The following is a 26,346-nucleotide window of genomic DNA, read 5'->3' as shown; positions in this document are numbered from 1 at the left end:
CGATTGCATCGCGACCACCAAAGAAATCGGAATCTGGCGTCGACAAAGCAATTTGAACACCCGTCACCTGCTTGGGCGACATGAACGGATGGCTCAACTCGGTTTCTTTTTTGACAGTTGGTCAGTAGTCACGTTCGAAGAACACACCCACGCCCGTCTCTCCTCGGCCATCGACCGTACCGCGCACCGTGAAATTGTCCGTGACATCGAGGTTCAGGTTCACTTCGGTGTCACCTTCGGTGTTCACGGTGAAGTCCGTATAGAGGTTTTCACCCAGGTACGCGCCCGCGCCCAAACGGCCCGCGCCGCTTTCCGAAGCTCCGATGTCGACTGTGTCGACTCCGGTGGAGTCGCGGAGACCTTTGGTTGCATCCCCTCCTGCACCGCTAAGCTGCGCCAGTGATGCTGCCATTTGCGCGATCAGGAAAGGCGAGATTTCTGAAAACCGGTTCCCGAACAGCAACATTGCCAGCGCTTCTTCGGCCGGACGTTCGGGGTCGGAAAACACATTGACCTCAGGTGAATCCAGCGGGCCGGCAATTTCGATCGTCGCGGTGCCGTCAGACGTACTGGCTGAAGATTCGAACTCGATATACGGGGTCAGATCGCCCTGCAACGTGACGATCCCCTTGGTCAGTGCCAATCTGCGGCCCAGAATGTCGAAATTCCCTCGGATCAGTTCGATCTGACCGGACGGAACGACAGAGGCAGTGGTGCCGCCGATGAAAATTCGACCCCCCAGTTCTGCGTTCACACCACGCCCTCTGACGAAAACCGCCTTGGGTGCAAGCAGGCTGATATCCAGCGCAATACGGGATGCGCTTTTCTCCGATCCTTCGGTCACGACCAATCCGGCCCGCTCTCGCGTGACGAAACCGGCGCGACTTTCGTTGATGTGCTGGATGTCCGGGATAGGTGCCGCGCCTACCGCGCCGGACGCGGCGGCAAGGTTGATGTTGGTTTCGTCAAACGTGATCTGACCGGCCAACGAACTGTTTCCGGCCAACGCCCCGGTCATGGCAATCTGACCGTTCAGGGTGGTTTCATACAGCAACCGGTCTGTCAGCACTAGGTTGTTCAGGGTGGTGGTAATCTGGGCGTTGAACGGAGGGGTCAGGTCAACAGGCCCGTTGACGGTAAAGTTGCCGCCCGCCCGAACTCCGCCATTCAGTGTAATGTTTGCGCGACTTTGCGCCAGATCCACCTGACCACTGATCCCGGTAATGGTCTGACCAGCACCCGGAATTGCAAGGGATGTGCCCGAAGTGGTGACTGAACCGCTCAGCGACGCCAGCGCCGGAGCACCTTTGAGTGCCAGATCGAAGCGCGCCGACCCGTCGATCTTGTTGGGTGTGATGAAGACATTCGCGATCCCAAGGTTGATGCCGCCCTGTGCCTTCAGATCCGCCTGACTGCTGGTTTCATCAAAAGTGCCGGCCAACGTGGTGTCTATGTCGGCAGGCCCTTGCGCCTTGGCGTCAATCGTCCAGACACCGTTATCGAGTTTGGCCGTTCCCTTTGCTGCCACAGTGCCGGGAAATTCGGGAACGAACCGCTCGATCCGGTTCAGTTTGGCGTCAAAATCCACATCAGCCGAGCCATTCTGGCCGACCGTTCCTTGAAGGCTGGCGTAAGAGCTGTCAGGCCCGTCCAGGCGAGCAGTGCCTTCCAGTCCAGAGCCGGTCGGAGCGACGTTCCCGCTCAGGTTCAGCGGTCCGGACAAAGTTTGCGACAGACGGGCAAGGTCATCCAGTTTGGCGGAAAAGTCCAAACCGCCGGCGTCTCGGTTCAGCTTGCCCGATGCATTCGCCGAAAGGGCGGTTCCAATCAGTTGGAACGTACGGATATCCAGGCCTTCATCGTTGTTCATCGCGTCCACGGTCAGGTTCGTTCGCCCCTGGATCAGGTCGTCAACGGCGTCGATCCCGGTTTGGATATCGTCCGCCGCCAAATTGCCTTTTACGTCGAACGCTTTGCTGCCGACTGCGCCCTTGCCGGCAACATCCGCTCGGATCGCCCCTGCCAGATCGCGTTTTGCAAGGCTGGAAAACGGTGACAGGTCCGGGATGTTCACATTGACCTGCCCGTCAATGGCAAGGGCTTTCCTTGGATCGTCTATGGTAACAGAGGCCTTGGCGGTCAGGGCTGAACCGTTCACCGATGCGTCGCGGATCACAATCTGTTCCTGACTCAGCGCACCGTCGAACGTGATCTCGTTGCGACCGACCAAAAGCGGGTCGATCTCGGCCAGACCGGTTTTGATATCCCGGCCCGATACGCTGGCCGTGCCGTCAAACTCCAGCGTCTGAACAGTTCCTTTTCCGTTCAGTTTCGCTTGCACTGCACCTCCGAGTTCGCGTTTGGCAAGGCCGGAAAACACGGACAGGTCCCGGGAATTGACCGTCGCCTGACCATCAATCGTCACGTTGCCATCAGGGGTCGTTACCGTGCCGTCGGCCTGGGCGCGCAAGGTATCACCGATCAGGGTGAAATCTCGGATGGTTACGCCATCTGCGCCGCGCCTGGCGTCGAGCGTTATTGTTGTATTGCCCTTTATCACCGGATCGATGTCATCACGCCCGGTCGAGAGGTCTGTTCCTTCGACCTCCAGTGTGCCGTCGAAACTGCCTTCCAGTGGTGAGCCTTGACCGTTTAGACGGGCCGAGACCTGGCCTCCCAGCTCCAGTTGGGCCAGTTCTGAAAACCGAGACAGATCCGTGGCTTCCAAAGTAGCGGTGCCGTCGACGGCCAGACCGGTGGACAGGCCGCTGACCAATGCGTCGACGCCCAATTCGTAATCCGCACCAACCAGTTCGAGACCGGTCAGGTTCAGGGATTGGTCACCGCCATATTCGAAAGTGCCATCCAGTGTGACGAGGTCGCCTATTGCTGCACTCAGGGCCTCGTCCGCCAGACTAATACCGTCCAACGCGGCCTGCAGGTTGCCATTGATTTTTAGCACTGCGCCCTGTTCCAGGGTCCCGTGAGCAGTAATTTGCGCGCGCTCCAATTCAACCTGCTCGGCCTGCACGGCATCTGCTGTCAGACTCAAGTCCCAATGATTGCCGTTTTTTTCGTCGTACAGCGCCGAAATCTGTGCTGCTCCAACAGACGTGTCACCGCCCGAGGCTGGAAGAGTTACCCTTTCACCCTCCGGTGGCGTTATGCGTCCTTGCAGGGCCGCGAGTTGCAATCGCCCACCTGCCGCCAACTGTAACTGGCCTTTCAGGTTCAGTGCTTGTGACGAAAACTCAAGCTCGTCAATTTCCAGCGCACCTTCAGGTTGGGTTCGCCCATCCACATAAAGCTGTGTTTTGGCGCCGAAAAACGTATCCATTTCTTCGGCGACAAAAGGTGTCAAATCACCACCGAGATCGGCAGTAAACGCAATGCCCTCTTCTGCGCTGGCCGCGGCAGTCGGGGCCGAGCGTAACCGAACCTGCCCTGTCACCCGAGGCTGACCATCGCTGCTGAGGCCGATATCGGCCGTAAAATCGGTCACGGGTCCGGATCCTTCCGCTGTCAGCGCGATAGGCGGGGTGTTGGGCATTTTAAGAGCGGTCGAGATCAGGCCGCCGGCTGCCTCTGTCACCTGAAGGTCAAGATCGATCTGGCTGTTTGAATTCTGAAAGCCCGCTGTCAATTTGATTTCATCACCTGCCCGGTCCAGCCGGGTGATATCAAGGTTGGTGTCCAGCGTCCCGTCGGCCAGTGACAGGTTGCCACTAACCGCCAGTTCTGCGGCCACTCCGATCAGGGGCTCGCCCAAAGCCAGCTCGTCGATGCGAATTTCACCGATTTCGATGGCAACAGGCAGTTCAGGCAGTTGGAAGCCTTTTGCCTCTGCGGTTGGCGGCGGCGTGTCTTTGGTGGTGGTGCCAGGCGCGCGGGCAACGTCGATCTCTTGCGCCGTCAGGGCATTGACCGAGAACCGCCCACGGATCAAAGCCAGCCGGTTCCAGTCAAGTTCGGCGTCCTTTATGGTCAGCCAGACCCCTTCGTCATCGGCAACGGTGATCTCGGCAATCGTGGCACGTGAACTCAGTGCACCTTGCAGACCTTTGACGGTGACGTTCTGATCGTCGCCCGACAGGGTATCCTGCAGGAACCGCTCGATCATACTGCCGCCTTCGTCCTCCTGCGAATGTCCGGCCACAGGCACGATTGCCAGCGCGCCGATCAGCAGAGGGTATGAAAGGTACCGTCTCAAAATGCCTGTCCTATCCCGATATAGAACTGTAGCCCGTCCCCGGTGGGACCGCTGACAGGATAGGCCAGATCAAGACGCAAGGGGCCAAACCCGCCCAGATCATATCTTACGCCAATACCGGCGCCCGAGTGATCTTCTTGCGCGCCGCTGCCGACAAAGGAAGATGTATCGACGACACCGTAGTCATAAAACCCGACCAGCGACAGGCTGTCAGTAACCTTGCCACGGATCTCGCCGGACAAGCCAATGAATGACTTGCCGCCCGCGATGCCGGTCCCGACCGGAATGCCAAGGCTTTCATAGGGTTGCCCGCGAACGGTTCCTGCGCCGCCCGAGAAGAACAGAAAGTCAGGCGTGACGCCATCGGCAGGTGGGCCAATCACGGATCCCAGCTGCGCGCGACCGGCCAAAACGATCCGCCCCCCTGTCCCCAGGCTTGTATAGGCCCGCCCATCAAAGAAAAGGCGGAGGCCTGTATCCGTACCGGATATTCCGACAAAGGGCATGACTTGCGAGTCCAGATAGAATCCGCGTGTGGCGCTGACTTTGCTGTCGCGTTGGTCCCATTCAGATCGGAAGGGCAGGATGAAATACCTGAACTTGCGACCAGTGCCATATGCGTCGTCGGCGTCTGACAGCTGAAACCCGGCGGATGCCTCGGCATACAAGTTGTCGGAAAATGTGCGGCGCGCACCATAGGCCAGCGAAGCCACCGTTACGTTATAGTTTTCCGTGTTGCGGCGTTCCAGCAGGGCGCTCCAGAAGGTGTTGTCATCAGGGCCAAGCCGGTCAGGTTGATCCAGACGCAATCCGATCCGGCCATCAATATCCTCTGCACCGCCAATATTTCGAACCGCCACTTCGAAGCGCAGACGTTCTGCGCGCCTGAACATATTGCGATGGGTCCACGTCGCGGTCACATCCACACCATCGCGAGAGGCCAGTTCGACACCAAAGGTCAACCGACGTTTGGGCAGGTCTTCGAACGTGGCGTCGAAATCCAGTGTGCCATCGGGGTTTGGGGTCTCTCGTTCCTGCAACGAGACCACGTTGAACGTGCCGGTCCGGCGCAACCGTGTTCCCACCTTCTGGATTTTCTCAGGGGAATAGACCTCTCCGCTTGGAAACCCGGCGATCTTTTCGATGGATCTGTGGCGCACATCTGAATTGCCCTTGATGAACATCTTGCCAAATGTCAGCCTGCGCCCGGGATTAAGGTCGATCTGGGCATCCAGACGGGCTTGGGCGTGGCGCGCGATGATTGTCTGACCCGCAATTCCGGCTTTTGCGTGACCCGCGTCCCTCCAACCCTGAACACCGGCCGAGGAGGCCTGTTGAATGGCACCGGTCGTCGCCAGTTTCCCGGGGGCAAAATCCTCGGGCAGTTCGGTTTCAGGGGCCAGGGGCTGAACAGTGGCGGTGCCGAATTTGAAGCTTGGCCCGGTTTCAACGGTAATCGCAGCACGGTTTATTTGTGAAGGCACCGTGAGAGAACTCAACTCGGCCGCCTCCTGTCCATCAAGCTTGATGCTGACGACCGGGCTGAAATACCCTTCGTCGTACAGGATTTGCACGATCGTACGGTAATCCGACAAAGCTGCCGAGAGGATTTCAAGCGGGGTGTCGAGGCCGCGTTCCTCAGCAGTGGTTACCGAGGATGTCTGCTTAAGGCGTTCAACCAGTTCTTTCGATGCGCCGGGGGCCGAAAGTGAGGTTTCCAGCGCCGCCAGCGTGCTTGGGGCCAAAGTCACAACTGTTGCCATCAGCCAGCGCCCCAGACGGCATTGCCGTTTGCTCCTTTGCATGAATTGCCCCAACTGTCCCAATTCCAGTTCTCTTGTCCGTGTCGTGCACGGCCCTTTGAATTCAGGTTAGAGCATCTGAAAGCGGATGGGGAAAGGAATTATACATGAGACGAGAATTTTTTCGGCCAAATTGTGTTGAGGTTGCCGCCCGGCTATTCGGCTGCCATAAGGCGGGCGACGTCCAGCATTCGCGCCGAGAAGCCCCATTCGTTGTCGTACCAACCAAAGACCCTGATCTGGTTTTCACCCACCATACGGGTCTCGGGCCCGGCAACTACCAGCGATTCAGGGCGGGATCGCAGGTCGGACGAGACCAGCGGCAAATCCGTCCAGCCAAGCACAGGGGATACAGCAACGGCCTGCTTCAGGGCTCGATCGAAGATCTCTGCGCTCATGCAACGCTGCAATGTGACCACGAGGTCCACGGCTGACACACTTGCCGTTGGAACGCGGACAGCCGCGCCCGAGATACGCCCGGCCAGATGCGGAAGGACGACATCGATAAGGTGCATCGCGCTCGATGTGGTTGGAACCATCGACAGCGCCCCAGCCCGAGAACGGGCAAGGTCGCCACGCGGCGCGTCGACCATGGGTTGGCTGTTGGTATAGCAGTGGATGGTGGTCATGTGCCCCGATGCGACGCCGCCGATCTCGTCTATGACCTTGACCAGTGGCACTAGCCCATTGGTGGTGCAGGATGCGTTTGACACAATCCGGGCGCTGCCCAACTGGTCTTCGTTCGCACCCAGAACGATGGTGACATCAGCAGCGGGGGAGGGGCCCGAGATCAGCACTTTGCCTGCGCCCGCAGACAAACCGCGTCGTGCAACGTCCGAACTGCGGGCGATACCCGTGCAATCCAGCATGACGTCAACGCCCGACAGATCAACGCGGGACAGATCATCGCTGTGGGTCATGGGAATCGAGTGCCCATCCACGATCAGCGCGGCGTTCCCTGCGGACACATCGCCGGAGTAGGGACCAAACGTGCTGTCGTATTTGAACAGGTAAGCACAGGTGTCCAGCGGCGCGATGTCATTGATCAGCACCAGCTCGATATCTGACCCTTCCGGCAGGGCCAGAACCTGCCGCAGGATCGTACGGCCAATACGGCCGAATCCGTTTATTGCGAGTTTCATGCGCAAGCTATGGCAGGCCGGTCGGGCGACCTCAATGCCTGATCTGACGCTGTGTCAGTTGCAGCTGACCTGCGAGAAAAACTGGCCCGAGATGTTCTGATACATGCTGGCCACGATCGGCTTGCACCCAGTTGCCTGCTGAATCGCGGCAATGGCCTGAACGGTGCGCAGGCGCGGTGGCGGACCGAACGGGTTGAGGTTGTTGTTGTCACGCGTGGCGCGATAGACAACCGGCGCATCGGAAACCTGCGTCACCGCCCAGGTGCGGCTCATGACGAACACGGATTTGGTTTCTTCCTTGGCCGAGATGGGGGATGCAAAAAGGGCCGCGGATGAAGCGAGTGCTGCGACGGCCAGCAGGGCAGGGCGTAGTTTCATGGAACAATCTCCAGTGCTCAAAATCAGAATTTACTTGGATTTCAGCAAATTCCGGCCCGCCTGTGAAGCCCCAAGGTCAGAAATTTGCGACGCCACCCCGTCGGACAGGTGTTACCGGCGAGCTGTGGGCAATGGCAAATGTCGGTTGCAGCCCCTGTGCCGCCAATGCCTGAACCACCCCGGAGGGCCCGCGTTGCGGGCTTGCGAACAGAAGTCTCGCAGACAGGACTGTCCGGGGTGTTTCGAAGGTTCGCCTCAGGGGCTTGGCCCTGCCGAGTTAGGGGTGTAACCTTGACCACAAATGATTTCAGCTCTGCGAGGCCGCCATGAATGCCCCATTTTTTACCGCTATAGCCGCATGCGGCATTTTATTGATGAGCACTGTGGTCGAGGCCAAGCCCCTGTCCCGAATCATAGCCGAGATGGGGTTATCTCCGGCAGATTTCGAAGTGGTCAACGCAGCCTCGAACGCGCTTTTGACCAGCGGTACGCCTTCCGTGGGCCAGGAACGGTCATGGAAGAATGACGACACGGGTTCCAAAGGGACGATCCGGGTGCGGTCGGTACAGGGAAATTGCGTTGGTCTTCAGCATGTGATTCAGCCGGAAGGCGGTGATCAGAGCAGGGAAATCCGAACCCGCCGCTGCAATGACGGCAACGGCAATTGGATCCTTACGCCCTGATCATCAGCTCGGAATTCAGTAGCCCTGATCACGATCGACTTCATGCAGCAAGGCCGCGCCGGAACTGAGGCGTCGGAAGTTTTCGGCCACATCCGACAACGCGTCGCCCAGATGCCAGCCTGAAACATGTGGTGTGATCGTTACGCCGGGGTGGCGCCATAGCGGGCTGTCTTGTGGCAAAGGTTCCCGCGAGGTGACGTCCAAAACGGCATGCCCCGGAACCCCTGCGTCCAGTGCCGCGATGAGGGCGTCCTCATCAATCAGATTTCCGCGCCCGGCGTTCAGCAACTGACTGCCGGGTTTCATCGCCGCCAGCATCCGGGCATCAAACAGGCCAGCGGTCTGAGGGGTCGAGGGCAGGATGGCGCAAACGTGGTCACATTGGCCAAGAAGCGCGGGCAACGCGTCCTGCCCATGGATGCAAGTTACGCCTTCAATGGCTTTTGGCGTACGGCTCCAGCCCATCACCTGAAAACCCACGGCGTGCAGCATCCGCGCGGTGCGGGCGCCGATGTGGCCAAGACCCAGAACACCGACCACGGTGTCCGGCGTAAAAACCGGTGCGCGCGGGGACCACTCGGCGCGGGTTTGAGCCGCTTCGTGAAACGCCATGTGTCGCTGAGCGCGCAGGATATAGGCCAGAAACCACTCGGCAATGCCCTGTGCCGGGGCGTCAGGCTTCAGGCGGGCGATGCGAACATGACCGGGCAGACCGGGATGGCTGACAATGGTCTCGACCCCTGCGCCCAGCTTTTGAACCAGTTTCAGGTTCGGCAGTCGCGTCGGGTGGTCACGTTGCATGTCAACCACGGCCAGCATCGTTATGTCATCCGGATTGCCCAGCGTTTCGGCAGTGCGGATATCCGCATCCGGCAACACCGCCTGTAAACTGCGGGCAATTTCGTCATCACTTATCCAGTTGGACAGCCCGGTTTCGATCAACAACGCCATGTGCGGCTCCTGCATATGTTTGATGTGGTGACGTCCCGTCACTGCGGTGGACAGGGCCCGGGCAGTTAAGCCATCCTTGCGGCAAAAGTATAGCCCGGACCCGGTGCTTCAGAGGGACATTTCCGAAAACATGACATTCAGCCTGGCCGTGCAAATTCATGATCATCTGCAAGACGTTGCTGATATGACCGGGGTCGAGGTCACTCGGATGGATGACGCATGTGTCCCTGGCGGTGATGGCGAAACTGATCGCAAGGCCGGCGTGTCAAACAAATTCGCCCCCAAAGTCGGAACGGGGAAAGTGTTTGAACGCCCGGGCACAGACAAACGGAAACGATTTGCGCAAGAACAGACCTGAGGATCACATGGCCGAAGCGCTCGACTTTACCAACACGACCTATTTTCATCAGCGCAAGGACGGGGCGTTTGTTGGCAACGATGCCGCGCGCGGGCCTTGGTCTGCCGCACATTGCCACGCGGGGCCGGTCAGCGGCTTGATCGTACGGGCCGCTGAAACCGAAATCGGCCCCGAGAAGATGCTGACCCGACTGACTGTCGATTTGCTGAGGCCGCTCCCGCTGGCCGGGCTTCGCGTTGCGGCAGAAACCACGCGCCACACAAAGACGCTCGGGACTACGCGGGTCACGGTGCACGATCTCGACGATACGTTGTGCGCCACGGCCACAACCATGCACCTGTTGCGGCGCGATCTGGGGCAGGTGCCGAATGTCGAAATGGATGCGCCGAAAATAGAGGACGTTGTCGATGGCCCTTTTCCGATAGGTGAAATTCGCCACGACCTGCCAGGCTTTGCCCATTACAGCGATATTCGCTATCCCGCAGGGGGAAAACAGGGCGCCGGACCCAAAACGATTTGGATGCGTACTCCGCAGCTTTTGCAGGGCGAGGATCAATCGCCCATACAGGCCCTGTGTCCGTTGGCGGATTGTGGAAACGGTATCTCATGGAATGCGCCGACCACGGAAATGGGGTTCATGAATACGGACCTGACCGTGCATATCCACCGTGAACCGGTTTCGGATTGGCTGGCCTCAAAATCGATTTCGCATTGGCAGCCTTCCGGCATCGGCATGTCTCAGTCCGTCCTCTTTGATACACAAGGTCCGGTGGGCACAGCGCTGCAAACACTGGTTCTGTTTCCGCCGACCTGATGGTGGGCCGGATTTCGCATCGGGATTGAAAATGTCGTTGCCGCCACGCGGACGGAGACCTATCTTGCGCCTATGCGTTACCTTATAACCACTATGATCCTTTGTTTGCCGATGCAGGCCAACGCCCACCCGCATGTCTTCATTGATACCGGGCTGGAGTTCATCGTGGATGACGCTGGTCAACTGACCCATGTTCGCGTGACCTGGGCGTATGACGAATTCTACTCGTTGCTGGTTCTGGAAGACATGAAGCTGGATCAGGATGCTGACGGCGTTCTGACGGAAAGCGAAGAACGGTTCCTGACCGGGTTCGATACGCAGTGGGTGGAAGGATATAACGGCGATCTTGTCGTTACCGCAGACGGAAACCCCGTCGCGCTGTCGGGCCCGATGGAGGCGCAGGCGACAGTTGAAGACGGGCGTGTTGTCACCACGCATCTCAGGGCGGTGGTGGCCGGTTCCGTCGCAGCCACGGCGCTGTCAGCGAAAGCGTTTGATGAGACGTTTTATACCGCCTACGAGGTGACGCGGCCCGTGACCGTGACGGGCCCCGCCGCGTGCCAGATTGACCGGTTTGACCCGGATATCGACGGCGAACTGGCCCAGATGCAGGCCTTTCTGCTGACCCTGGACGCCGACTATGACCTCGAGGAAAATGACATCCCTCTGGTCGGTGAACGTTTTGCCACCGAGATCCGCGTTTCATGTCCCGCTACCTGATCCTGCCTGTCGGCCTGGCGATTGCATTGCTGCTCTGGTTTTGGGGCAGCGGAGGCTTTGACAGTCTTGCGGCCTGGGCTGCGGGGGAGCAACGAGAATTCCAGAACCAGATCGCCCGATCCTTGCGTGCCGCGCGTGCCGAGCAACCCGAGGCGGTGGCAACGCTGCTGACAGTCTGTTTCGCCTACGGGTTCTTTCATGCCATCGGCCCCGGCCACGGAAAGGTCCTGATCGGGGGTTACGGTTTGGGTCGGCGCGTCGCTTTCTGGCGGTTGTCGGCGATCAGTGTATTGTCCAGCTTGGGGCAGGCAGTGACGGCCGTCGTCTTGGTCTATGCCGGGGTGCTGGTGTTCCAGATGTCCCGTGAAAGCCTTGTTGGAACGACGGAACAGGTCATGGCTCCGATCAGCTACGGAGCGATCGCGCTTATCGGTCTTTGGCTGGTGGTCCGGTCCTTGCGCAGTTTTGCAAAGAGACGAACCGCGCCGCCCCATGAGCACCATCATCAGGAAAATGATCACTCGCATCACCCTCACCACGATGGAGAAGTCTGTTCAGATTGCGGCCACCGCCATGGCCCGACCGCGCAGGAAGTTGCAAATGTGGGTTCACTGCGCGAGGCCTTGATACTGATTGCGGGCATCGCGGCACGACCGTGCACAGGGGCTTTGTTCGTGCTGATTCTGACGTGGCAGATGGGCATCGCGATGGTCGGTATCGCCGGGGCTTTTGCCATGGCATTGGGCACGGCGCTGGTGACGACATTGGTGGGATGGACGTCCTTTGGCCTTCGCGGAGGTCTGCTGGCCTCTGCCTCAGCCACGCGGTTCGCGTCGGTGCTGGCCCCAACCATCGAACTGGTGGCCGGGCTGATCATTGCCGTGATCGCAAGTGGTTTGCTGCTGCGTGCGATTTAGGTCAGTCGAAAACCGGTTCCGGATACCCGACCCGCGCCAGATACAGCCCCTGCGGCGGGCACACTGGACCGCAGGCCGCACGGTCGGCAGCTTCCAGCGCCTCGCGCACCTCTTCCGGGGTCCACGCTCCGGCGCCCACACGTTCCAGCGTTCCGACGAAACTGCGCACCTGATTGTGCAGAAATGACCGAGCCCTTACGTGGAAATGAACTTCGGGGCCGGAAAAGCCCTGAACCTGTTCAACCCGCAACTCATCCAGAGTTTTGACCGGGCTGGCCGCCTGGCAAATCGACGACCTGAAGGTCGTGAAATCATGGCGACCCAGCAGCATGTTCGCCGCTTCCTGCATGGCCTCGACATCCAGCGGATGATTGATCTGCCAAACCTGCCCTTTGTCATGGGTTGCAGGCGCGCGCCTCATCAGGATGCGGAACAGGTATTGCCGTTCGACCGCCGAAAACCGCGCGTGCCAATCGTCGGTCACGCGCACGGCGTCCACGATCGCCACCGGCTGCGGTTTGAGGTGATAGTTCAGCGCCTCGGACAGGCGGAACGGGTCCCATTCCTTGGCCATGTCGCAATGAGCAACCTGACCCAACGCGTGAACGCCGGCGTCGGTGCGCCCCGCGGCTGCAATCGTATGCGCACCCGGCTGGATACGGGACAGGGCCTCTTCGATGGCACCTTGTACCGACGGCTGATCCTTTTGCCGCTGCCATCCGGCAAACGGTTCCCCCTGGTATTCGACTTTCAACGCGTATCTGGGCATGTGCCGCTGGTACAGCGCGGCGCGGGAACGGGCAAGGGGGCGAAAGCGCTGGTATGTGCGGTACCCTCTACCTATCTTGGGTGAAACGATAATTGCGGGGCGACGGATTGGTCATCTCATCACTGGCAGACAGTCTTGTGCGCGGCGTCGAAACCATCGGCGACAGCGTCTCCGAGACGTTTTTTGAGCCTGTCATCCGCCTGGGTGTCACCGGGTTGGCGCGGTCGGGCAAGACGGTTTTCATCACCTCGCTGGTGGCGAACCTGCTGGATCGGGGGCGCATGACCGGGCTGGTTGCGCAGCAGGAAGGTCGGATCAATGCCGCCTATCTGCAACCGCAGCCGGATGACACCGTGCCCCGGTTCGATTATGAAACGCACCTGTCCGCCCTAACGGGTCCGACACCGCACTGGCCGGACAGCACGCGCGCGGTGTCAGAGCTGCGCCTGTCCTTCAAAGCCCGCCCAGCCGGCTTGCTTGCCGGCTTGCAGGGGCCGCGCACCGTTCATCTGGACATCGTCGATTACCCCGGCGAATGGCTTTTGGATCTGGCCCTGCTGGACAGGTCTTATGCAGACTGGTCTCGGGAAACACTGGAACGTATCGAGGCCCGCTCGGAGGCCGCCGAGTATTTGGGGCAGGCCCATGCCGCAGACCCGTCCGGCGCGCATGACGAGCCGACCGCGCAGGCGCTGGCATCGTCGTTCACGACCTATCTCAATCAGGCGCGTGACGCGGGGTATTACGACTGTACCCCCGGGCGGTTCATGCTGCCGGGGGACTTGGCCGGATCTCCGGTTCTGACCTTTGCGCCGTTGGTGGTGTCTGGCCCGTCGCGGCGCAGAACGCTTCAACGCGAGATGGAACGGCGATACGAGGCCTATAAAGCCCAGGTCGTGAAACCGTTTTTTCGCGATCATTTCTCGCGCATCGACCGGCAGGTGGTTTTGGTCGATGCGCTGGGCGCTATTCACAAAGGTCCTCAGGCGGTCGAGGATATGCGCCGCGCCATGGCTGATATCCTGTCGGCCTTTCGCCCCGGCCGAAACGCGTGGCTCAGCCAATTGCTGCTGGGCAAAAAGGTTGAACGCATCCTTTTTGCGGCGACAAAAGCGGACCACCTACACCACATGCAGCACCCCCGCCTGACCGCGATTATCGGGGCGTTGACGCGCGAGGCGCGTGATCGGGCGAATTTCGCCGGAGCCCGGACCGAGGCCCTGTCTCTGGCTTCGCTGCGTGCCACGACCGAAGAACTGCGCCACCACGACGGGACAGACTTGCCATGCGTTCGGGGTACCCTGTTGGAGAGCGGCAAACAGGCCGCCTTCTACCCGGGAGAATTGCCCGAGGATCCAGCGCATCTGTTGGGTCCGGCCCGCAACGGGGCCGATGCGTGGTTGGGCGAAGATTACGGTTTCATGGCCTTTGCCCCGGCGAAACTGTCGCTGAAACCCGGTGATGGCCCGCCGCATATCCGGCTGGACAGGGCGGCACAGTTCTTGATCGGAGATCGGTTGTGACGACGATTCTGCGCCGCGCACGCCCGACGGATGCGGGCACCATCGGGTCGATTCTGCACGGTTTCGCCTTGGAAAACGACTGGATGCCTGAATTGCACAGCTGCGCCGAGACGATCGCTTTCTGTGGTCGAATGATTGATCTGGAATGGGTGACCGTGGCCGAAACCGAGGCCGGCGTTATTGGTTTTTTGGCGCTCGACGGTCGTGAAATCCATTCGCTTTATCTGGATGCTTCGGTTCGGGGCCGCGGGATTGGCCGGCAATTGCTGGATCACGCCAAATCGGCCCGCTCAGAGCTGAGCTTGTACGCGTTTCAGAACAATGCCCGAGCGTGCCGGTTTTATGAACGTAACGGCTTTGCCGAGGTGGCCCGCAGCGATGGGGCGGACAATGATGAAAACCTGCCGGACATACGGTTTGTCTGGCGCAGCGAGGATGTGATCAATGGCTAAAGGCCCGGTTTTGATCGATCTTGAAACGGATGAGCCCCCTGCCGATGTCGCCAAGGCCCCGCCGGTGCCGGACATCGCGCAACCACAAGGGCAGGCGATGCAAGGCGCGGCGCGGCTGGCGGCGCGCAGACCATCGGCTCTGGCACGCTGGTTCTGGGGGCTTGCTCTGGCGGTGATCGGGGCGGCCGTATCGGTGGCCGCGTGGGATTTTGCAACTTCGCTGGTGGCGCGAACGCCTTTTTTGGGTTGGATCGTAACCGGATTGATCGCCGCTCTGGTTCTTGTGGCGCTTATGATCGCAATCCGTGAACTGGCCGCATTGGGGCGATTGTCCCGTGTGGATGGCCTGCGCCGGGCCGCAGATGCCGCGTTGGCTGAGGACGATCTGGCTCAGGCCCGCGCAGTCACCAATCGTATCATCGCATTCTACAAAGGCCGGGAAGACACGCGCTGGGGCCGCGAACGATTGGCCGAGCGGATGACGGATCAGTTCGATGCGTCAGCTTTGCTGGAACTTGCCGAAGTTGAGCTGTTGGCGCCTCTGGACGAAGCCGCCAGCCGCGAGGTCGAGGCCGCGGCCCGGCAAGTTGCAACCGTGACCGCATTGGTGCCATTGGCGCTTGCGGATGTGATAACCGCGCTGGCCGCGTCATTGCGGATGATCCGCCGGGTTGCCGAAATCTATGGCGGGCGCGCGGGTACGTTGGGCGGCTGGCGTCTGACCCGCAGTGTATTTGTGCATCTGGTGGCGACAGGGGCGGTTGCAGTCGGCGATGATCTGCTGGAGCCCGTCCTGGGCGGTTCCGTTCTGAGCAAACTGTCACGCCGGTTCGGCGAGGGTCTGGTCAACGGGGCCCTCAGCGCTCGTGTGGGTGTGGCCGCGATGGAGGTGTGCCGCCCGTTGCCCTTCTCGGACAGGCACAAACCTTCGACGCGGGGCATCATCAAGCGCGCCTTGCAGGGCCTGTTTTCCAAGGGTTGATCCAAAGCAAGGCGCCCCGGCCTGCGCTTCGGCACACTGAATGTGTCAAAGGAGCCAGCCATGACGGATCACGGTCACAGCCCGCAGGAAATCGCCGAACGGATCAACGCGCCGCCCGGCCGCGGCGTGTTGCGCGATGTCGTCTATGGCGGCATCGACGGGTCCGTCACCACATTTGCCATTGTAGCAGGCGTTGCAGGGGCAGGTCTTTCCCCTTTCGTTATCGTGGCGCTTGGCCTGGCGAATGTTCTGGCTGACGGGTTTTCGATGGCGGCGGGCAATTATTCGGGCACCAAGGCCGAGCTGGACAACATTCGCCGCATCCGCGCGGTCGAGGAACGCCACATTGCGTTGTACCCGGATGGTGAGCGCGAAGAAGTGCGAGAGATCCTTGCGCAAAAAGGGCTGTCTGGCGACATTCTGATCGATGCCACGGCAGAGATCACCTCGAGTACCGAAAACTGGATCAACCTGATGATCGAAGGTGAATATGGTCTGGGCAGTGTCGACCCGCATCCAATGAAAGCGGCTGTGGCCACCTTCTTCGCGTTTCTGGTGGCGGGGATGATCCCATTGCTGCCGTTTCTGGCGTCCGTGCCGAACGCGTTTGCGATCTCGGCCTGGATGACCATGGCTGTCTTTTTTGCGATTGGCGCGCTCAAAAGCCGGTGGTCACTGGCCCCCTGGTGGCGGTCGGGGATCGAGACGTTTTTGATCGGCGGGCTGGCCGCGCTGATCGCGTATCTCGTCGGGTCCCTGTTCCACCCATGAATCTTGCGGCGCTGGGATGACGGTTGTTGCGGTAGGTCTTACCGCAGACCCCGGACCTTTTCAGGCCGACGATCGCGCGTCCGGCGATTTCGGTGCTTTAGATCGGATCACAGCTTTCCTGACTGTCACTTTCGGACGGCTCAAGATAGCCTGAATTCCAAAAGGATCGGAGACTCGGTTGGAATCGCTGCTTGTTCTTGTTGGCCTGATAGTTCTGGCCATCCCTGTGACATTGATCGCTCTTTTGGTCGGGCATTCCCGATTGCGTCGCCGGGTAGAGCAGCTGGAAGCGCAAATCGACGCCTTGGCCTCAGGCGATGCGACCGTCCTGCCGCAACCGGAACAGGAAACGCCTGCACCGCAACCTGCTGCCGAAGAAAAGCCGCGCAGGCCGGCACCCTGGTCGGCTCCAAAACGGCAGGAAGAAAACAGTGCCGACGCTCAGGATGCAGAGGTTTCTTCTCCGGCTGTCGTGTTTCGCCATGACAGGTTTGCGGCTTTGGGCGCGTGGCTGCGCGAGAACTGGTTTTATGTGGTTTCGGCCCTGTCTCTGGCGCTGGCCGGTATTTTCCTTGTGCAATACGGCGTCGAAAACGGATTGCTGCCACCGGCGGCCCGTGTTGTCGCAGCCCTGGGATTCGGCACGATTCTGATCCTCGGAGGAGAAATCCTGCTCCGCAAGTTCGGTGATGACGAAGCGGTGGCAACCGCCTATCTGCCCTCGGTCTTTTCCGGTGCCGGGCTTGTCACTTTGTTCGGGGCCATCCTGTCCGCGCGCCAGCTGTACAACCTGATCGGTGCCGAAACGGCACTGGCAGGGATGGTCGTTGTCGCGCTGGTGGGCCTCGTTCTGGGGTGGTTCCACGGTCCGCTGCTGGCTGCGGTCGGTCTGATCGGTGCCTTCGCGGCGCCTTTCCTGGTCGGGGGCGCGTCCGATGATCCGTCGTGGCTTTACGCGTATTTCCTGCTGGTCGCCGTCTTGGGGTTGGGTATCGACACGGTACGGCGCTGGGCATGGATCTCGGTCCTGACGCTGTTCGGGGCCTATGCGGCGAACCTGCTTCTGGTGATGGGCGCGCCGAGTACGGAATCGGGATACCTGATCGCGGCAACGGTGCTGGCGCTTTTGGCAACCGCCATTCCGGTGCGGCGCATTTGGCCAAATCACGCGGGCCCCATGCTGACTGAGATGATCCGCCGCCCAAAGGCCCGCCCCTGGGCGGAATTCCCAACTCGACTGGCAGCCGGGGCCGTCGCGGCAAGTACGGTGATCCTGGCCTGGCATTGGGCGGATACGGAAGCCGAATTCTGGTTGGGCGCCAGCCTGTTGTCTGCCCTTGTTCTGGCGCTGCTCCTCTGGGCCAAGGATGCACCGGCCCTTCGGGACCTGACCGTCCTGCCTGCGGCTGGTTTGGTGGTCTTTGTCGCCTCTCACGGGCTTGAGAATGGCGCGGTTCTGGACAGGTTTGCGGGCACTTACGCGGAAACGCCCGAGGCCGATTATCCGATGGTGGTCACTGTGCTGGTCGCTTTGGGAGGTTTGATGTCGGCCCTGATGGCGTGGCGGTCATTCAAGGCAAGCCAGTATCGCGCCGTCTGGGCCGGAGGAGCCGCGCTTTTTGCCCCTGTGCTGGCCATCGCGCTGGAAATAGGCTGGCATCCGGCTTCGGTGATCGGGGCTTATCCTTGGGCGCTCCACGCGATTGCGCTGGCTGTGTTGATGGTGGTTCTGGCTGAACGCTTTGCCCGCGTTGACGGCGATGACCGGATGCGGGCGGCACTGGCCACCCTGTCCATGCTGTCGTGTCTGGTCTTTGCCTGCGTCATCGTGCTCAGCTCGGCGGCGCTTACGGTTGCTTTGGTCGCCAGCGTTGTTGTTGCGGCCGCGTTGGACCGCAGGTTCATCCTGCCGCCGATGAGCTGGTTCATCTGGGCCGGTGTCTTTACCGTCACGGTGCGTTTGGTGCTTGATCCCGGGCTGGACTGGGCCAATTCCGCTCCGGTGTCCGAGATGGCGATGGTCTATGGCGTGGCCACATTGGGATTTGTCGGGGGCTGGTGGCTTTTGCGTCCGTTGAAGCGCCCACTGGCGGCGCTGCTGCTGGAAAGTGCGGCCTGGGCGACATCGGGTATCCTGCTTTCCTTGCTGCTTCTGCGTTGGCTTGAAGGCTTCGGCGAGGGCGGCGCTGACAACAGCCATTGGGGCCTGGGTCTGTTGGCCGTCATCTGGCTTTTGCTTGCGTTCGCGCAGGTGCAGAGGTTCGGGCTGGGTGGCAAACTGAACTACCTGCGATACCTGCTTGCTATGTTCTTTGCGGGTCATGGCCTTTTCTATCTGTTGCTGGCATTGGCGGACCAGAACCCCTTGTTTGATCCGAATGCCGATCCGGTGCTTGGGCCGCCGGTTTTGAATACGCTGGCCGTTGCCTATCTGTTGCCCGCATTGGCCATCGGCGGATCGGCCTGGAGGATCCGGGAAATGCCGAAACCGATCATGCAAGCAAGCTTTGCCGTTGCAGGGACGTTGGCCGCAGTTTGGTTGGGTTTGACGATCCGTCACGTCTGGCAGGGCGCGGCGGGGATGTATGAAGGCAACGGCGTCACCCAGCCGGAACTGTATACCTACACTTTGGTGCTGCTGCTGATCGGGGCCGCTCTGTTCTATCAATCTCTTGCCCGCCGATCCGACCTGATGCGCAAGGCAGGGCTGGCGGTGATCGGGCTGGCGGTGGCCAAGGTCTTCCTGATCGACATCGCCGGTCTGGGCGGCCTGATCCGGGTGTTTTCGCTGTTGGCGCTGGGCCTTGCGCTGGCCGGTCTTGCGTGGCTGAACCGGTGGGCAAAACTGCGCCATTCGCCGCAGCGGGCAGAACCTCTGGACCATTAGGTGCAGGCGTCATATAAGCGCGCCATGCATGACCGGATGGCCATCATTATTCGAATTATATCCCCGGCGCTCTGACCTCCTGAGACGCCGGGCAAAGGTGTTTGAGACTTCGCACCGACCGCTTCGATCCAATAGACGACCAGATCATCCAAAGGACGCCCCAAATGTGCGCCGACACGATCCAGACACCTGATTACAAAGACACGCTGAACCTGCCCAAAACCGATTTCCCCATGCGCGCCGGCCTGCCCAAGCGCGAACCCGCATGGCTGGAACGGTGGGAGACCATCGGTGTCTATGACCGCCTGCGCGAGAAAGAGGGCCGCACGCCCTTTACCCTGCACGATGGCCCTCCTTATGCAAATGGGCATCTGCATATCGGCCACGCCCTTAACAAGACCATCAAAGACATGATCGTGCGATCCCATCAGATGATGGGCTTTGATGCGCGATACGTCCCCGGCTGGGACTGCCACGGCCTGCCGATCGAATGGAAGATCGAGGAACAGTACCGCAAGAAGGGCAAGAACAAGGACGAGGTGAACATCGTCGACTTCCGTCAGGAATGCCGCAAGTTCGCCGAGGGCTGGATCGACATCCAGCGCGAAGAGTTCAAGCGTCTGGGCATCACCGGCAACTGGGCCGATCCCTACATCACCATGGATTATCACGCCGAGGCGGTGATTGCGGACGAATTCATGAAGTTCCTGATGAACGGCACGCTCTATCAGGGCTCGAAGCCTGTCATGTGGTCGCCCATCGAAAAGACGGCCCTGGCCGAGGCCGAGGTCGAGTATCACGACAAGGAAAGCTTCACCATCTGGGTGAAGTTCAAGGTCGTGAATGCGGGCGATCTTGATGATGCCTATGTGGTAATCTGGACGACGACGCCGTGGACCATGCCGTCGAACAAGGCCGTCGTCTATGGCAAGGACATTTCCTACGGTCTCTACGAAGTTACCGGCACGCCCGAGGAATGCTGGGCCAAGGTAGGCGACAAGTTCCTGCTGGCCGACAATCTGGCCGCTGACGTTCTGGGCCGTGCCCGTCTGAACGACGATCAATGGACCCGTGTGCGCGACGTGACCGCCGACGAATTGGAGAGCGTGCAGCTGCTTCACCCGCTGGCCGGGGCCGAAGGCGGCAATGGCGAATGGGACGACATCCGCGATTTCCGCGCCGCTGACTTCGTGACCGATACCGAAGGCACCGGTTTCGTCCACTGCGCGCCCTCGCACGGGATGGAGGAATTCGAGCTGTACCGTGATCTGGGCATGCTGGAACAGGTCATCACCTATAACGTGATGGACGATGGCTCGTTCCGTGCCGATCTGCCGTTCTTTGGCGGCAAATACATCCTGTCCCGCAAGGGCGGCGAGGGTGACGCAAACAAGGCCGTCATCGACAAGCTGGCCGAGGTCGGCGGTCTGCTGGCGCGCGGCAAGATCAAGCACAGCTATCCGCATTCGTGGCGCTCGAAGGCGCCGATCATCTATCGCAACACGCCGCAGTGGTTCGCATCCGTCGACCGCAAGCTGGATGACGGTATGGGCGAGATGGGCGACACCATCCGCGAACGTGCCCTGCGGTCGATTGACGAGCTGGTGAAGTGGACGCCGCAGTCCGGCCGCAACCGCCTGTATTCGATGATCGAAGCGCGCCCGGATTGGGTTCTGTCGCGCCAGCGTGCATGGGGTGTGCCGCTGACCTGCTTCACCAAGAAGGGCGCTCTGCCCACCGACGCGGATTACCTGCTGCGCAACGCCGAACTCAACGCCCGCATCAAGGCGGCGTTCGAGAAGGACGGTGCGGATGTTTGGTACACCGACGGTTTCAAGGAAAAGATCCTCGACGGAATCGCCAACCCGGACGACTACGAACAGGTCTTTGACGTACTGGATGTGTGGTTCGACTCGGGTTCAACCCACGCGTTTGTTCTGCGCGATCGCGAGGACGGGACCGAGGATGGCATCGCCGATGTCTACATGGAAGGCACTGATCAGCACCGCGGCTGGTTCCATTCGTCCATGCTGCAAGCTTGCGGCACCAAGGGCCGCGCGCCCTATCGCAATGTAGTAACCCATGGTTTCACGCTGGATGCCAAGGGCAACAAGATGTCCAAGTCGCTGGGCAACACCATCGTGCCGGAAGAGGTCGTCAAGCAATACGGCGCCGATATCCTGCGCCTGTGGGTGGCGCAGACCGACTATACCGCCGATCAGCGGATCGGGCCGGAGATTCTGAAAGGCACCGCCGACAGCTATCGCCGTCTGCGCAACACCATGCGGTTCATGCTGGGCTCATTGGCCGACTTCACCGAGGCCGACCGGGTGGACCCTGCGGATATGCCGCGTCTGGAACGCTGGGTGCTGAGCCGTCTGGCGGAGCTGGATGAGCAGGTCCGCAAGGGCTATGCTGCGTTCGACTTCCAGGGTGTATTCAGCGCAGTGTTCAACTTTGCGACAGTTGACCTGTCTTCTTTCTATTTCGACGTCCGCAAGGATGCGCTGTACTGCGACGGCGACAACCTGCGTCGCCGTTCTGCGCGCACCGTGTTGGACATCCTGTTCCATCGCCTGACCACCTGGCTGGCCCCGGTTCTGGTCTTCACCATGGAAGAGGTCTGGCTGGAGCGGTTCCCGGGCGACGACAGTTCGGTCCATCTGGTGGACTTTCCGGACACACCCGCCGATTGGCGCGATGCCGAGCTTGAGGCCAACATGGCCAAGGTGCGCCGAGTGCGCCGGGCCGTGACTGCCGCGCTGGAGGTTCAGCGTCAGGACAAGGCGATCGGCTCCAGCCTCGAGGCGGCACCGATCGTGCATGTCGAGGATGGCGATACCCGCGATCTGCTGGCCACGTTCGACGTGGACGACATGTGCATCACATCGGGCCTGACCGTGACCGGCGATCCCGCCCCGGCCGAGGCGTTCCGTGTGCCGGAAATCGAAGGCGTTGCCGTCGTGTTCGAAAAAGCAGAAGGCGAGAAATGTCAGCGTTGCTGGAAAATCTTGCCTGATGTGGGCCGCCACACCCACGCGGGCGTCTGCGGGCGCTGCAATGAGGCGCTGGGATAAATCAACGCGCCCCCCGAAGTCAGTCGGGGGGCATTTTGGGCTATGTCTGCACAGATTGCGGTGTTGGATTGAACAGATCAAAGCCAATGGCAGGATCTGACAGGGCTTTCCAAACCTGATAGTCCGTAAAGTAACCGGTGTGCCCGCCGGGATCGACCGGGATGTTTCGATTTGCAAAAATGAGCCCACCCTCGATCTCGGTTCCGACAAAATCGTCCTGCCGGAAGATGTTGAACCACGCGGCGTTCAACTGACTGGCCATGATGGTGAACATCTCGGGAAAATAGCGCTGATAGATATGGGTGACCGGAGAGCCCATCGTGATGAGTGTCAGGGTCCGCCCGCCGATGCGTCTCTGGACGCGTGGGTCAGCAAGCATCTGCGTGGCAATCACGGTGCCCTGCGAATGGGATATCACCGTAATATGATCCGCTGGAAAGATATCGAGAACATAGTACAACGTGCGATAGAAACGTTCGTCTATCGCCTTGCGATCCGGATAGTTGCGTTGCCGCGTTTCCAGGTCTTTTCCCAGATAGCACTTGTCGCGAATGGCGTAGGTGACGATATCCCGTGCCACGCCCAGCCCGGCGGAAACAAAATCAGAAAACCGGTACATCAACGCAGTTGCACCAAGAACGATCAGGCCGATTTCGCCCTGCGAACAGGCCAACCTGTCCAAAGCCCAGGAGATCAGGTTGGTTTCACCTATGCCCACGTTGCATGCGGCCTCGAAATTCTGGTTGGCCGCGATCTCTCGGATCGTGACCAGAACCAGCACGATTGTCCCAAACAGAAAAACCCCCTGCGCCAGTCGGTTTACAATCGCCCGGCTGATCAGACCGCTGCGGGTGTGAAGGTTGGCCTTGTACGTCTTGCGGCCTGCAAAAAGCCCGACGCCAACGAACCCCAACAGAACGATGGCCACAAAGGCCACGCTGAGTGTTTCGATGGACTCGTTCAAATTGCTTTCAAAAAGACGTTGCAGCTGACCGCCGGACAGGCCTGTAACAGTTTCCAGCAATTGTTCTATGGTCAACCAGAGGCCGGAAATGAAGAACATCCAGAAAACCAGCATGCCTGCGCAGATGCTGGGGTATAGCCGCCTGTGCTCTGAAAGCGTGTCATTGATCTGCAACCTCCAGGCGGACAACGCGTAAAGAATGAGTGTCAGGAAGATAAGAGTGGCCCAGAAAATGGACAGCAGAAAAACCTGAAACGCCACGAATTGCTCCAGGGCCGGCGGGCAATTTCCCGTGTCGGAAGGGACGCATGTCCACAATTTCAGGCCCAGTGGTCCTATGACCAAGCACAGAGTCAGTGCTGTTCCCATTGCGAGCATTCCACGCCAGAAGACCCGCCTGAGATAGGTCGGCGCAGATCGGCTTTGCCCCAGCCCGACAATGGCCCCGCCGGCGTACAGCCCGAACAGAAGCCAGAACAACAGGGCAGGGTTTTGGAAAACCGAGGCAGGTATCCGGTCGGTCATGACCGCCGCGGCACCGATCAACAAAAAGACGTTCAGCGTCGCAACTGCACCGAAGAAGATCCATGTGAAAAGATGTACCAGCTGTGCCGCCAGTGTATTCCTGCCATTGGGCTGGTCCGAGGCAACGCCTTTGCGGATGTGGGTTTGCTCGACATTGTCCATCGCCAGATATCCCAACGCCAGAACGACCCAAATCAGGTCCAGCACGGTTTTGATCGCTCCTTTCGGGGCCGGAGAGCGATCAGCCCAATAAACCTCGGCAAACAGGGCCTTGTCCTGAGGAACAGCCGGGTCAGTCACCGTGCGCAGATTGACTTCGAACAGCTCTGCATTTCTTGGATTTCCGTCGAAGGTGGATTCGGCCAGTTCGATCATGCCGCGTTCGACTTCGATCGGTGGTCTGGGGTTTCCATCCAGCCAAGTTGTTGCTGCGCCAACGACCTGATCGACGGTTTCGCCGGGTTTTTGTTCACCGATTCCATGTACCGTGAGGATCAAATGTCGACCCATTGCGTTCTCCAAAATCTCTTTAAGTAACGGCAGGAGCGTATCACGAATGGCGCCAATGCCCAAAAATGACGTTTTGCGCGGTCTTGCACATTCCCGCGCTTGTGCTTGGCGCTTTGATCTGAAACCGTCGGTCCATGGCGATGATTTCCGTTGAAACTCAGTTCGGACGACTTGGTGTTGAAGAAACAGACGGGGCCCTTACACGGCTTGTCTGGAACGGCAGGGACGAGGGTGAGCCGACTACGCTACTGCGCGAAGCCGCCGCCCAGTTGGGGGCCTATGATCAAGGGCGGCTTGACCGTTTCGATCTGCCGTATCGCATTGACGGATCAGAGTTTCAAAAGCAGGTCTGTGACCTGATCTATGCCATCCCGCTTGGAGAAACGCGCACCTATGGCGATATCGCCAAAGAACTGGGGCAGCCCGCCCAGCCGGTTGGCCAAGCCTGCGGATCAAACCCCATTCCCGTGATCATTCCCTGCCACCGGGTTCTGGCCGCAAATGGCCTGGGAGGTTTTTCGGGCGACGGTGGTGTTGAGACGAAAGTTGCCCTGTTGCGGCATGAGCGGGCGGCAGGTCTTTTGATCTGAGCGTCGAAATTCGGTTGCAATCCGCTTTTTGCAGACACAACTTGTAACAGTTGCTGAATTTGAAGGACCGCATTGCATGACCACTGAACAAGACCGTGCAGCCCGCAAGAAGGCCATTATCGACCGGTTGATGTCGCTTGAAGCGCAAGAGCTTGCAACGGCGCAGGCGCATTACGATGCGTTTTTGAAAGATGCCCAGTTGGACGACCGGGAAGGTCACGACAAGGATGACATTGCCGCATCGCGGGAAAACGCCGATCTGGCGGCTGCCTTTGATGCCCCGGTCCATGCGCATCATGCAAAGATTGACGTCATCGAAAATACCGATTTCAGCCTTGCCGACACGGTCAGGCCAGGAGCTGTGATCAAGTTCAACAACCGCAGATTTGTTGTGTGTGTTTCAACAACGCGGTTTGAAGTGGATGGCAAGACCTATATGGGCATTTCAACCCAAAGCCCGATATATCTGGCGATGGCAGGTCTGCAAAAGGGCGACGTCTTTACCCATAACGGCACCGAATTCGAGGTGCAGGACGTTCTGTAAAACGGGATGGGCAGCGCTGCGTCAGGCGCGGCGCTGCGGAACAACCTGTTGGGCGATGCCTGCGAAGGTCAGGTACAGGCTGGTGATGACCAGCCCCCAATGGGCCCAGCTTTCCGGGTGAAAATCGACCCATGCGGCCCAACCCGCGAAGAACGTCCATGCCAGCGCCATCGGCAAAGTCAGGCTGCGCCAGCGCTCGGTACGCACGGGATGAACGAATTTCAGCGGCAGAAACATGGCCAGCGACAGCAGCGTGACCAGCAGCAGGATGATCCAGAAATTCGGTTCCAGTGCGAAGATCACGATCACGAACATGTTCCAGCACCCGGGAAAACCGGAAAAGGAATTGTCCTTGGTCTTCATGCGTGTATCCGCGAAATACATCGCGCTGGCAAATGTGATGACGATGATCGCGAACCATCCGGTCCAGCCGTCCATCAGCCCCGATTTGAACAGGGCAAAAGCCGGAATGAACACATAGGTCAGGTAATCGATGATCAGATCCAGCAGAACGCCGTCGAACTCGGGCGCGTTGTGCTTGACGTGATAATGTCGCGCCAGCGGGCCATCTATACCGTCTACAATGAAAGACACGACAAGCCAAAGATACATAAGGCTCCATTTCTCTTCAACGGCAGCCAGCATGGCCAGCATGGCAAAAACAGCGCCTGTTGCTGTAAAGAGATGAACGGAAAGAGCTTTGAATCTGAGTGTCATGCGAGCGTCATGACTGATGCGCGTCCGAGATGCAAACCAAAAGCCCGGGTTTTCGAGTCA

The 26,346-nt window shown here is 59.7% G+C and carries 21 protein-coding genes; 13 read left to right on the top strand and 8 right to left on the bottom strand.

Features of this window, described 5'->3' with window-relative positions:
* Positions 1 to 121 precede the first annotated feature (121 nt).
* From ACR0E2_RS16000 to ACR0E2_RS15985, 4 genes are all read right to left on the bottom strand, one after another.
* Complete coding sequence (locus ACR0E2_RS16000) at positions 122 to 4,210, bottom strand: translocation/assembly module TamB domain-containing protein (RefSeq protein ID WP_480447088.1); 4,089 nt, start codon at positions 4,208 to 4,210, stop codon at positions 122 to 124.
* Positions 4,207 to 5,973: an autotransporter assembly complex protein TamA gene (locus tag ACR0E2_RS15995; RefSeq protein WP_480447087.1), complete on the bottom strand. Its 1,767-nt coding sequence runs from the start codon at positions 5,971 to 5,973 to the stop codon at positions 4,207 to 4,209. The genes ACR0E2_RS16000 and ACR0E2_RS15995 overlap by 4 nt, the downstream gene beginning before the upstream one ends.
* Before the next feature lie 194 nt (positions 5,974 to 6,167).
* A complete protein-coding gene (locus ACR0E2_RS15990; protein ID WP_480447086.1) occupies positions 6,168 to 7,154 on the bottom strand; it encodes a type I glyceraldehyde-3-phosphate dehydrogenase in 987 nt (328 codons plus the stop codon).
* Between the two features lie 54 nt (positions 7,155 to 7,208).
* Positions 7,209 to 7,532 carry a hypothetical protein gene (locus ACR0E2_RS15985; RefSeq protein WP_170344942.1) on the bottom strand — a complete coding sequence of 108 codons (324 nt, stop codon included), beginning with the start codon at positions 7,530 to 7,532 and terminating at the stop codon, positions 7,209 to 7,211.
* A 326-nt stretch (positions 7,533 to 7,858) separates the two neighbouring features.
* Here ACR0E2_RS15985 and ACR0E2_RS15980 point away from each other — a divergent pair, with 326 nt between their 5' ends.
* Positions 7,859 to 8,215: a hypothetical protein gene (locus ACR0E2_RS15980; RefSeq protein ID WP_171229565.1), complete on the top strand. Its 357-nt coding sequence runs from the start codon at positions 7,859 to 7,861 to the stop codon at positions 8,213 to 8,215.
* A gap of 15 nt (positions 8,216 to 8,230) precedes the next feature.
* Here the strand turns inward: ACR0E2_RS15980 and ACR0E2_RS15975 are convergent, their stop codons facing one another.
* Positions 8,231 to 9,166, bottom strand: a complete 936-nt coding sequence (locus tag ACR0E2_RS15975; protein ID WP_480447085.1) for a 2-hydroxyacid dehydrogenase — start codon at positions 9,164 to 9,166, stop codon at positions 8,231 to 8,233.
* Between the two features lie 130 nt (positions 9,167 to 9,296).
* On the opposite strand from ACR0E2_RS15975, the gene ACR0E2_RS15970 reads away from it, so the two are divergent.
* From ACR0E2_RS15970 to ACR0E2_RS15955, 4 genes are all read left to right on the top strand, one after another.
* Entirely contained in the window at positions 9,297 to 9,524 is a 228-nt protein-coding gene (locus tag ACR0E2_RS15970; protein WP_480447084.1) for a hypothetical protein, read from the top strand.
* A gap of 7 nt (positions 9,525 to 9,531) precedes the next feature.
* On the top strand, positions 9,532 to 10,338 hold the full coding sequence (locus ACR0E2_RS15965; protein ID WP_480447082.1) for a thioesterase family protein: 807 nt from the start codon (positions 9,532 to 9,534) through the stop codon (positions 10,336 to 10,338).
* Positions 10,339 to 10,431: 93 nt separating this feature from the next.
* Positions 10,432 to 11,058, top strand: coding sequence for a DUF1007 family protein (locus tag ACR0E2_RS15960; protein WP_480447081.1), 627 nt, complete (start codon positions 10,432 to 10,434; stop codon positions 11,056 to 11,058).
* The gene (locus ACR0E2_RS15955) at positions 11,043 to 11,975 is read left to right on the top strand and encodes a nickel/cobalt transporter (RefSeq protein WP_480447080.1); all 933 of its coding nucleotides are present in this window, start codon (positions 11,043 to 11,045) and stop codon (positions 11,973 to 11,975) included. The genes ACR0E2_RS15960 and ACR0E2_RS15955 overlap by 16 nt, the downstream gene beginning before the upstream one ends.
* 1 nt (position 11,976) lies before the next feature.
* Here ACR0E2_RS15955 and truA read toward each other — a convergent pair whose 3' ends face one another.
* Positions 11,977 to 12,744, bottom strand: a complete 768-nt coding sequence (gene truA / locus ACR0E2_RS15950; protein WP_171726677.1) for a tRNA pseudouridine(38-40) synthase TruA — start codon at positions 12,742 to 12,744, stop codon at positions 11,977 to 11,979.
* Positions 12,745 to 12,851: 107 nt separating this feature from the next.
* Between truA and ACR0E2_RS15945 the strand changes: the two genes are divergently transcribed.
* The 6 genes from ACR0E2_RS15945 (at position 12,852) to ileS (ending at position 22,436) form a co-directional block, all read left to right on the top strand.
* On the top strand, positions 12,852 to 14,267 hold the full coding sequence (locus ACR0E2_RS15945; RefSeq protein WP_480447079.1) for a YcjX family GTP-binding protein: 1,416 nt from the start codon (positions 12,852 to 12,854) through the stop codon (positions 14,265 to 14,267).
* Positions 14,264 to 14,719, top strand: coding sequence for an N-acetyltransferase family protein (locus ACR0E2_RS15940; RefSeq protein WP_480447078.1), 456 nt, complete (start codon positions 14,264 to 14,266; stop codon positions 14,717 to 14,719). Before ACR0E2_RS15945 ends, ACR0E2_RS15940 begins: the two co-directional genes overlap by 4 nt.
* Positions 14,712 to 15,701, top strand: coding sequence for a YcjF family protein (locus ACR0E2_RS15935; RefSeq protein WP_480447077.1), 990 nt, complete (start codon positions 14,712 to 14,714; stop codon positions 15,699 to 15,701). The genes ACR0E2_RS15940 and ACR0E2_RS15935 overlap by 8 nt, the downstream gene beginning before the upstream one ends.
* A 60-nt stretch (positions 15,702 to 15,761) precedes the next feature.
* Entirely contained in the window at positions 15,762 to 16,472 is a 711-nt protein-coding gene (locus ACR0E2_RS15930; protein ID WP_152457206.1) for a VIT1/CCC1 transporter family protein, read from the top strand.
* A gap of 178 nt (positions 16,473 to 16,650) precedes the next feature.
* Complete coding sequence (locus tag ACR0E2_RS15925; RefSeq protein WP_480447076.1) at positions 16,651 to 19,359, top strand: DUF2339 domain-containing protein; 2,709 nt, start codon at positions 16,651 to 16,653, stop codon at positions 19,357 to 19,359.
* A gap of 164 nt (positions 19,360 to 19,523) precedes the next feature.
* Positions 19,524 to 22,436, top strand: coding sequence for an isoleucine--tRNA ligase (gene ileS, locus ACR0E2_RS15920; RefSeq protein ID WP_480447075.1), 2,913 nt, complete (start codon positions 19,524 to 19,526; stop codon positions 22,434 to 22,436).
* 40 nt (positions 22,437 to 22,476) lie between these two features.
* Here ileS and ACR0E2_RS15915 read toward each other — a convergent pair whose 3' ends face one another.
* Positions 22,477 to 24,435: a lipase family protein gene (locus ACR0E2_RS15915; RefSeq protein ID WP_480447074.1), complete on the bottom strand. Its 1,959-nt coding sequence runs from the start codon at positions 24,433 to 24,435 to the stop codon at positions 22,477 to 22,479.
* A 134-nt stretch (positions 24,436 to 24,569) separates the two neighbouring features.
* Between ACR0E2_RS15915 and ACR0E2_RS15910 the strand changes: the two genes are divergently transcribed.
* Both ACR0E2_RS15910 and ACR0E2_RS15905 read left to right on the top strand, forming a co-directional pair.
* Positions 24,570 to 25,025, top strand: a complete 456-nt coding sequence (locus ACR0E2_RS15910; RefSeq protein WP_480447073.1) for a methylated-DNA--[protein]-cysteine S-methyltransferase — start codon at positions 24,570 to 24,572, stop codon at positions 25,023 to 25,025.
* A gap of 76 nt (positions 25,026 to 25,101) precedes the next feature.
* On the top strand, positions 25,102 to 25,569 hold the full coding sequence (locus tag ACR0E2_RS15905; protein WP_152457211.1) for a hypothetical protein: 468 nt from the start codon (positions 25,102 to 25,104) through the stop codon (positions 25,567 to 25,569).
* Between the two features lie 21 nt (positions 25,570 to 25,590).
* Here ACR0E2_RS15905 and ACR0E2_RS15900 read toward each other — a convergent pair whose 3' ends face one another.
* Positions 25,591 to 26,286 carry a CDP-alcohol phosphatidyltransferase family protein gene (locus tag ACR0E2_RS15900; RefSeq protein WP_152457212.1) on the bottom strand — a complete coding sequence of 232 codons (696 nt, stop codon included), beginning with the start codon at positions 26,284 to 26,286 and terminating at the stop codon, positions 25,591 to 25,593.
* Positions 26,287 to 26,346 lie beyond the last annotated feature (60 nt).

This window comes from Ruegeria sp. A4 (assembly GCF_056543025.1).
This window is presented reverse-complemented; position numbering and strand designations above follow the sequence as displayed.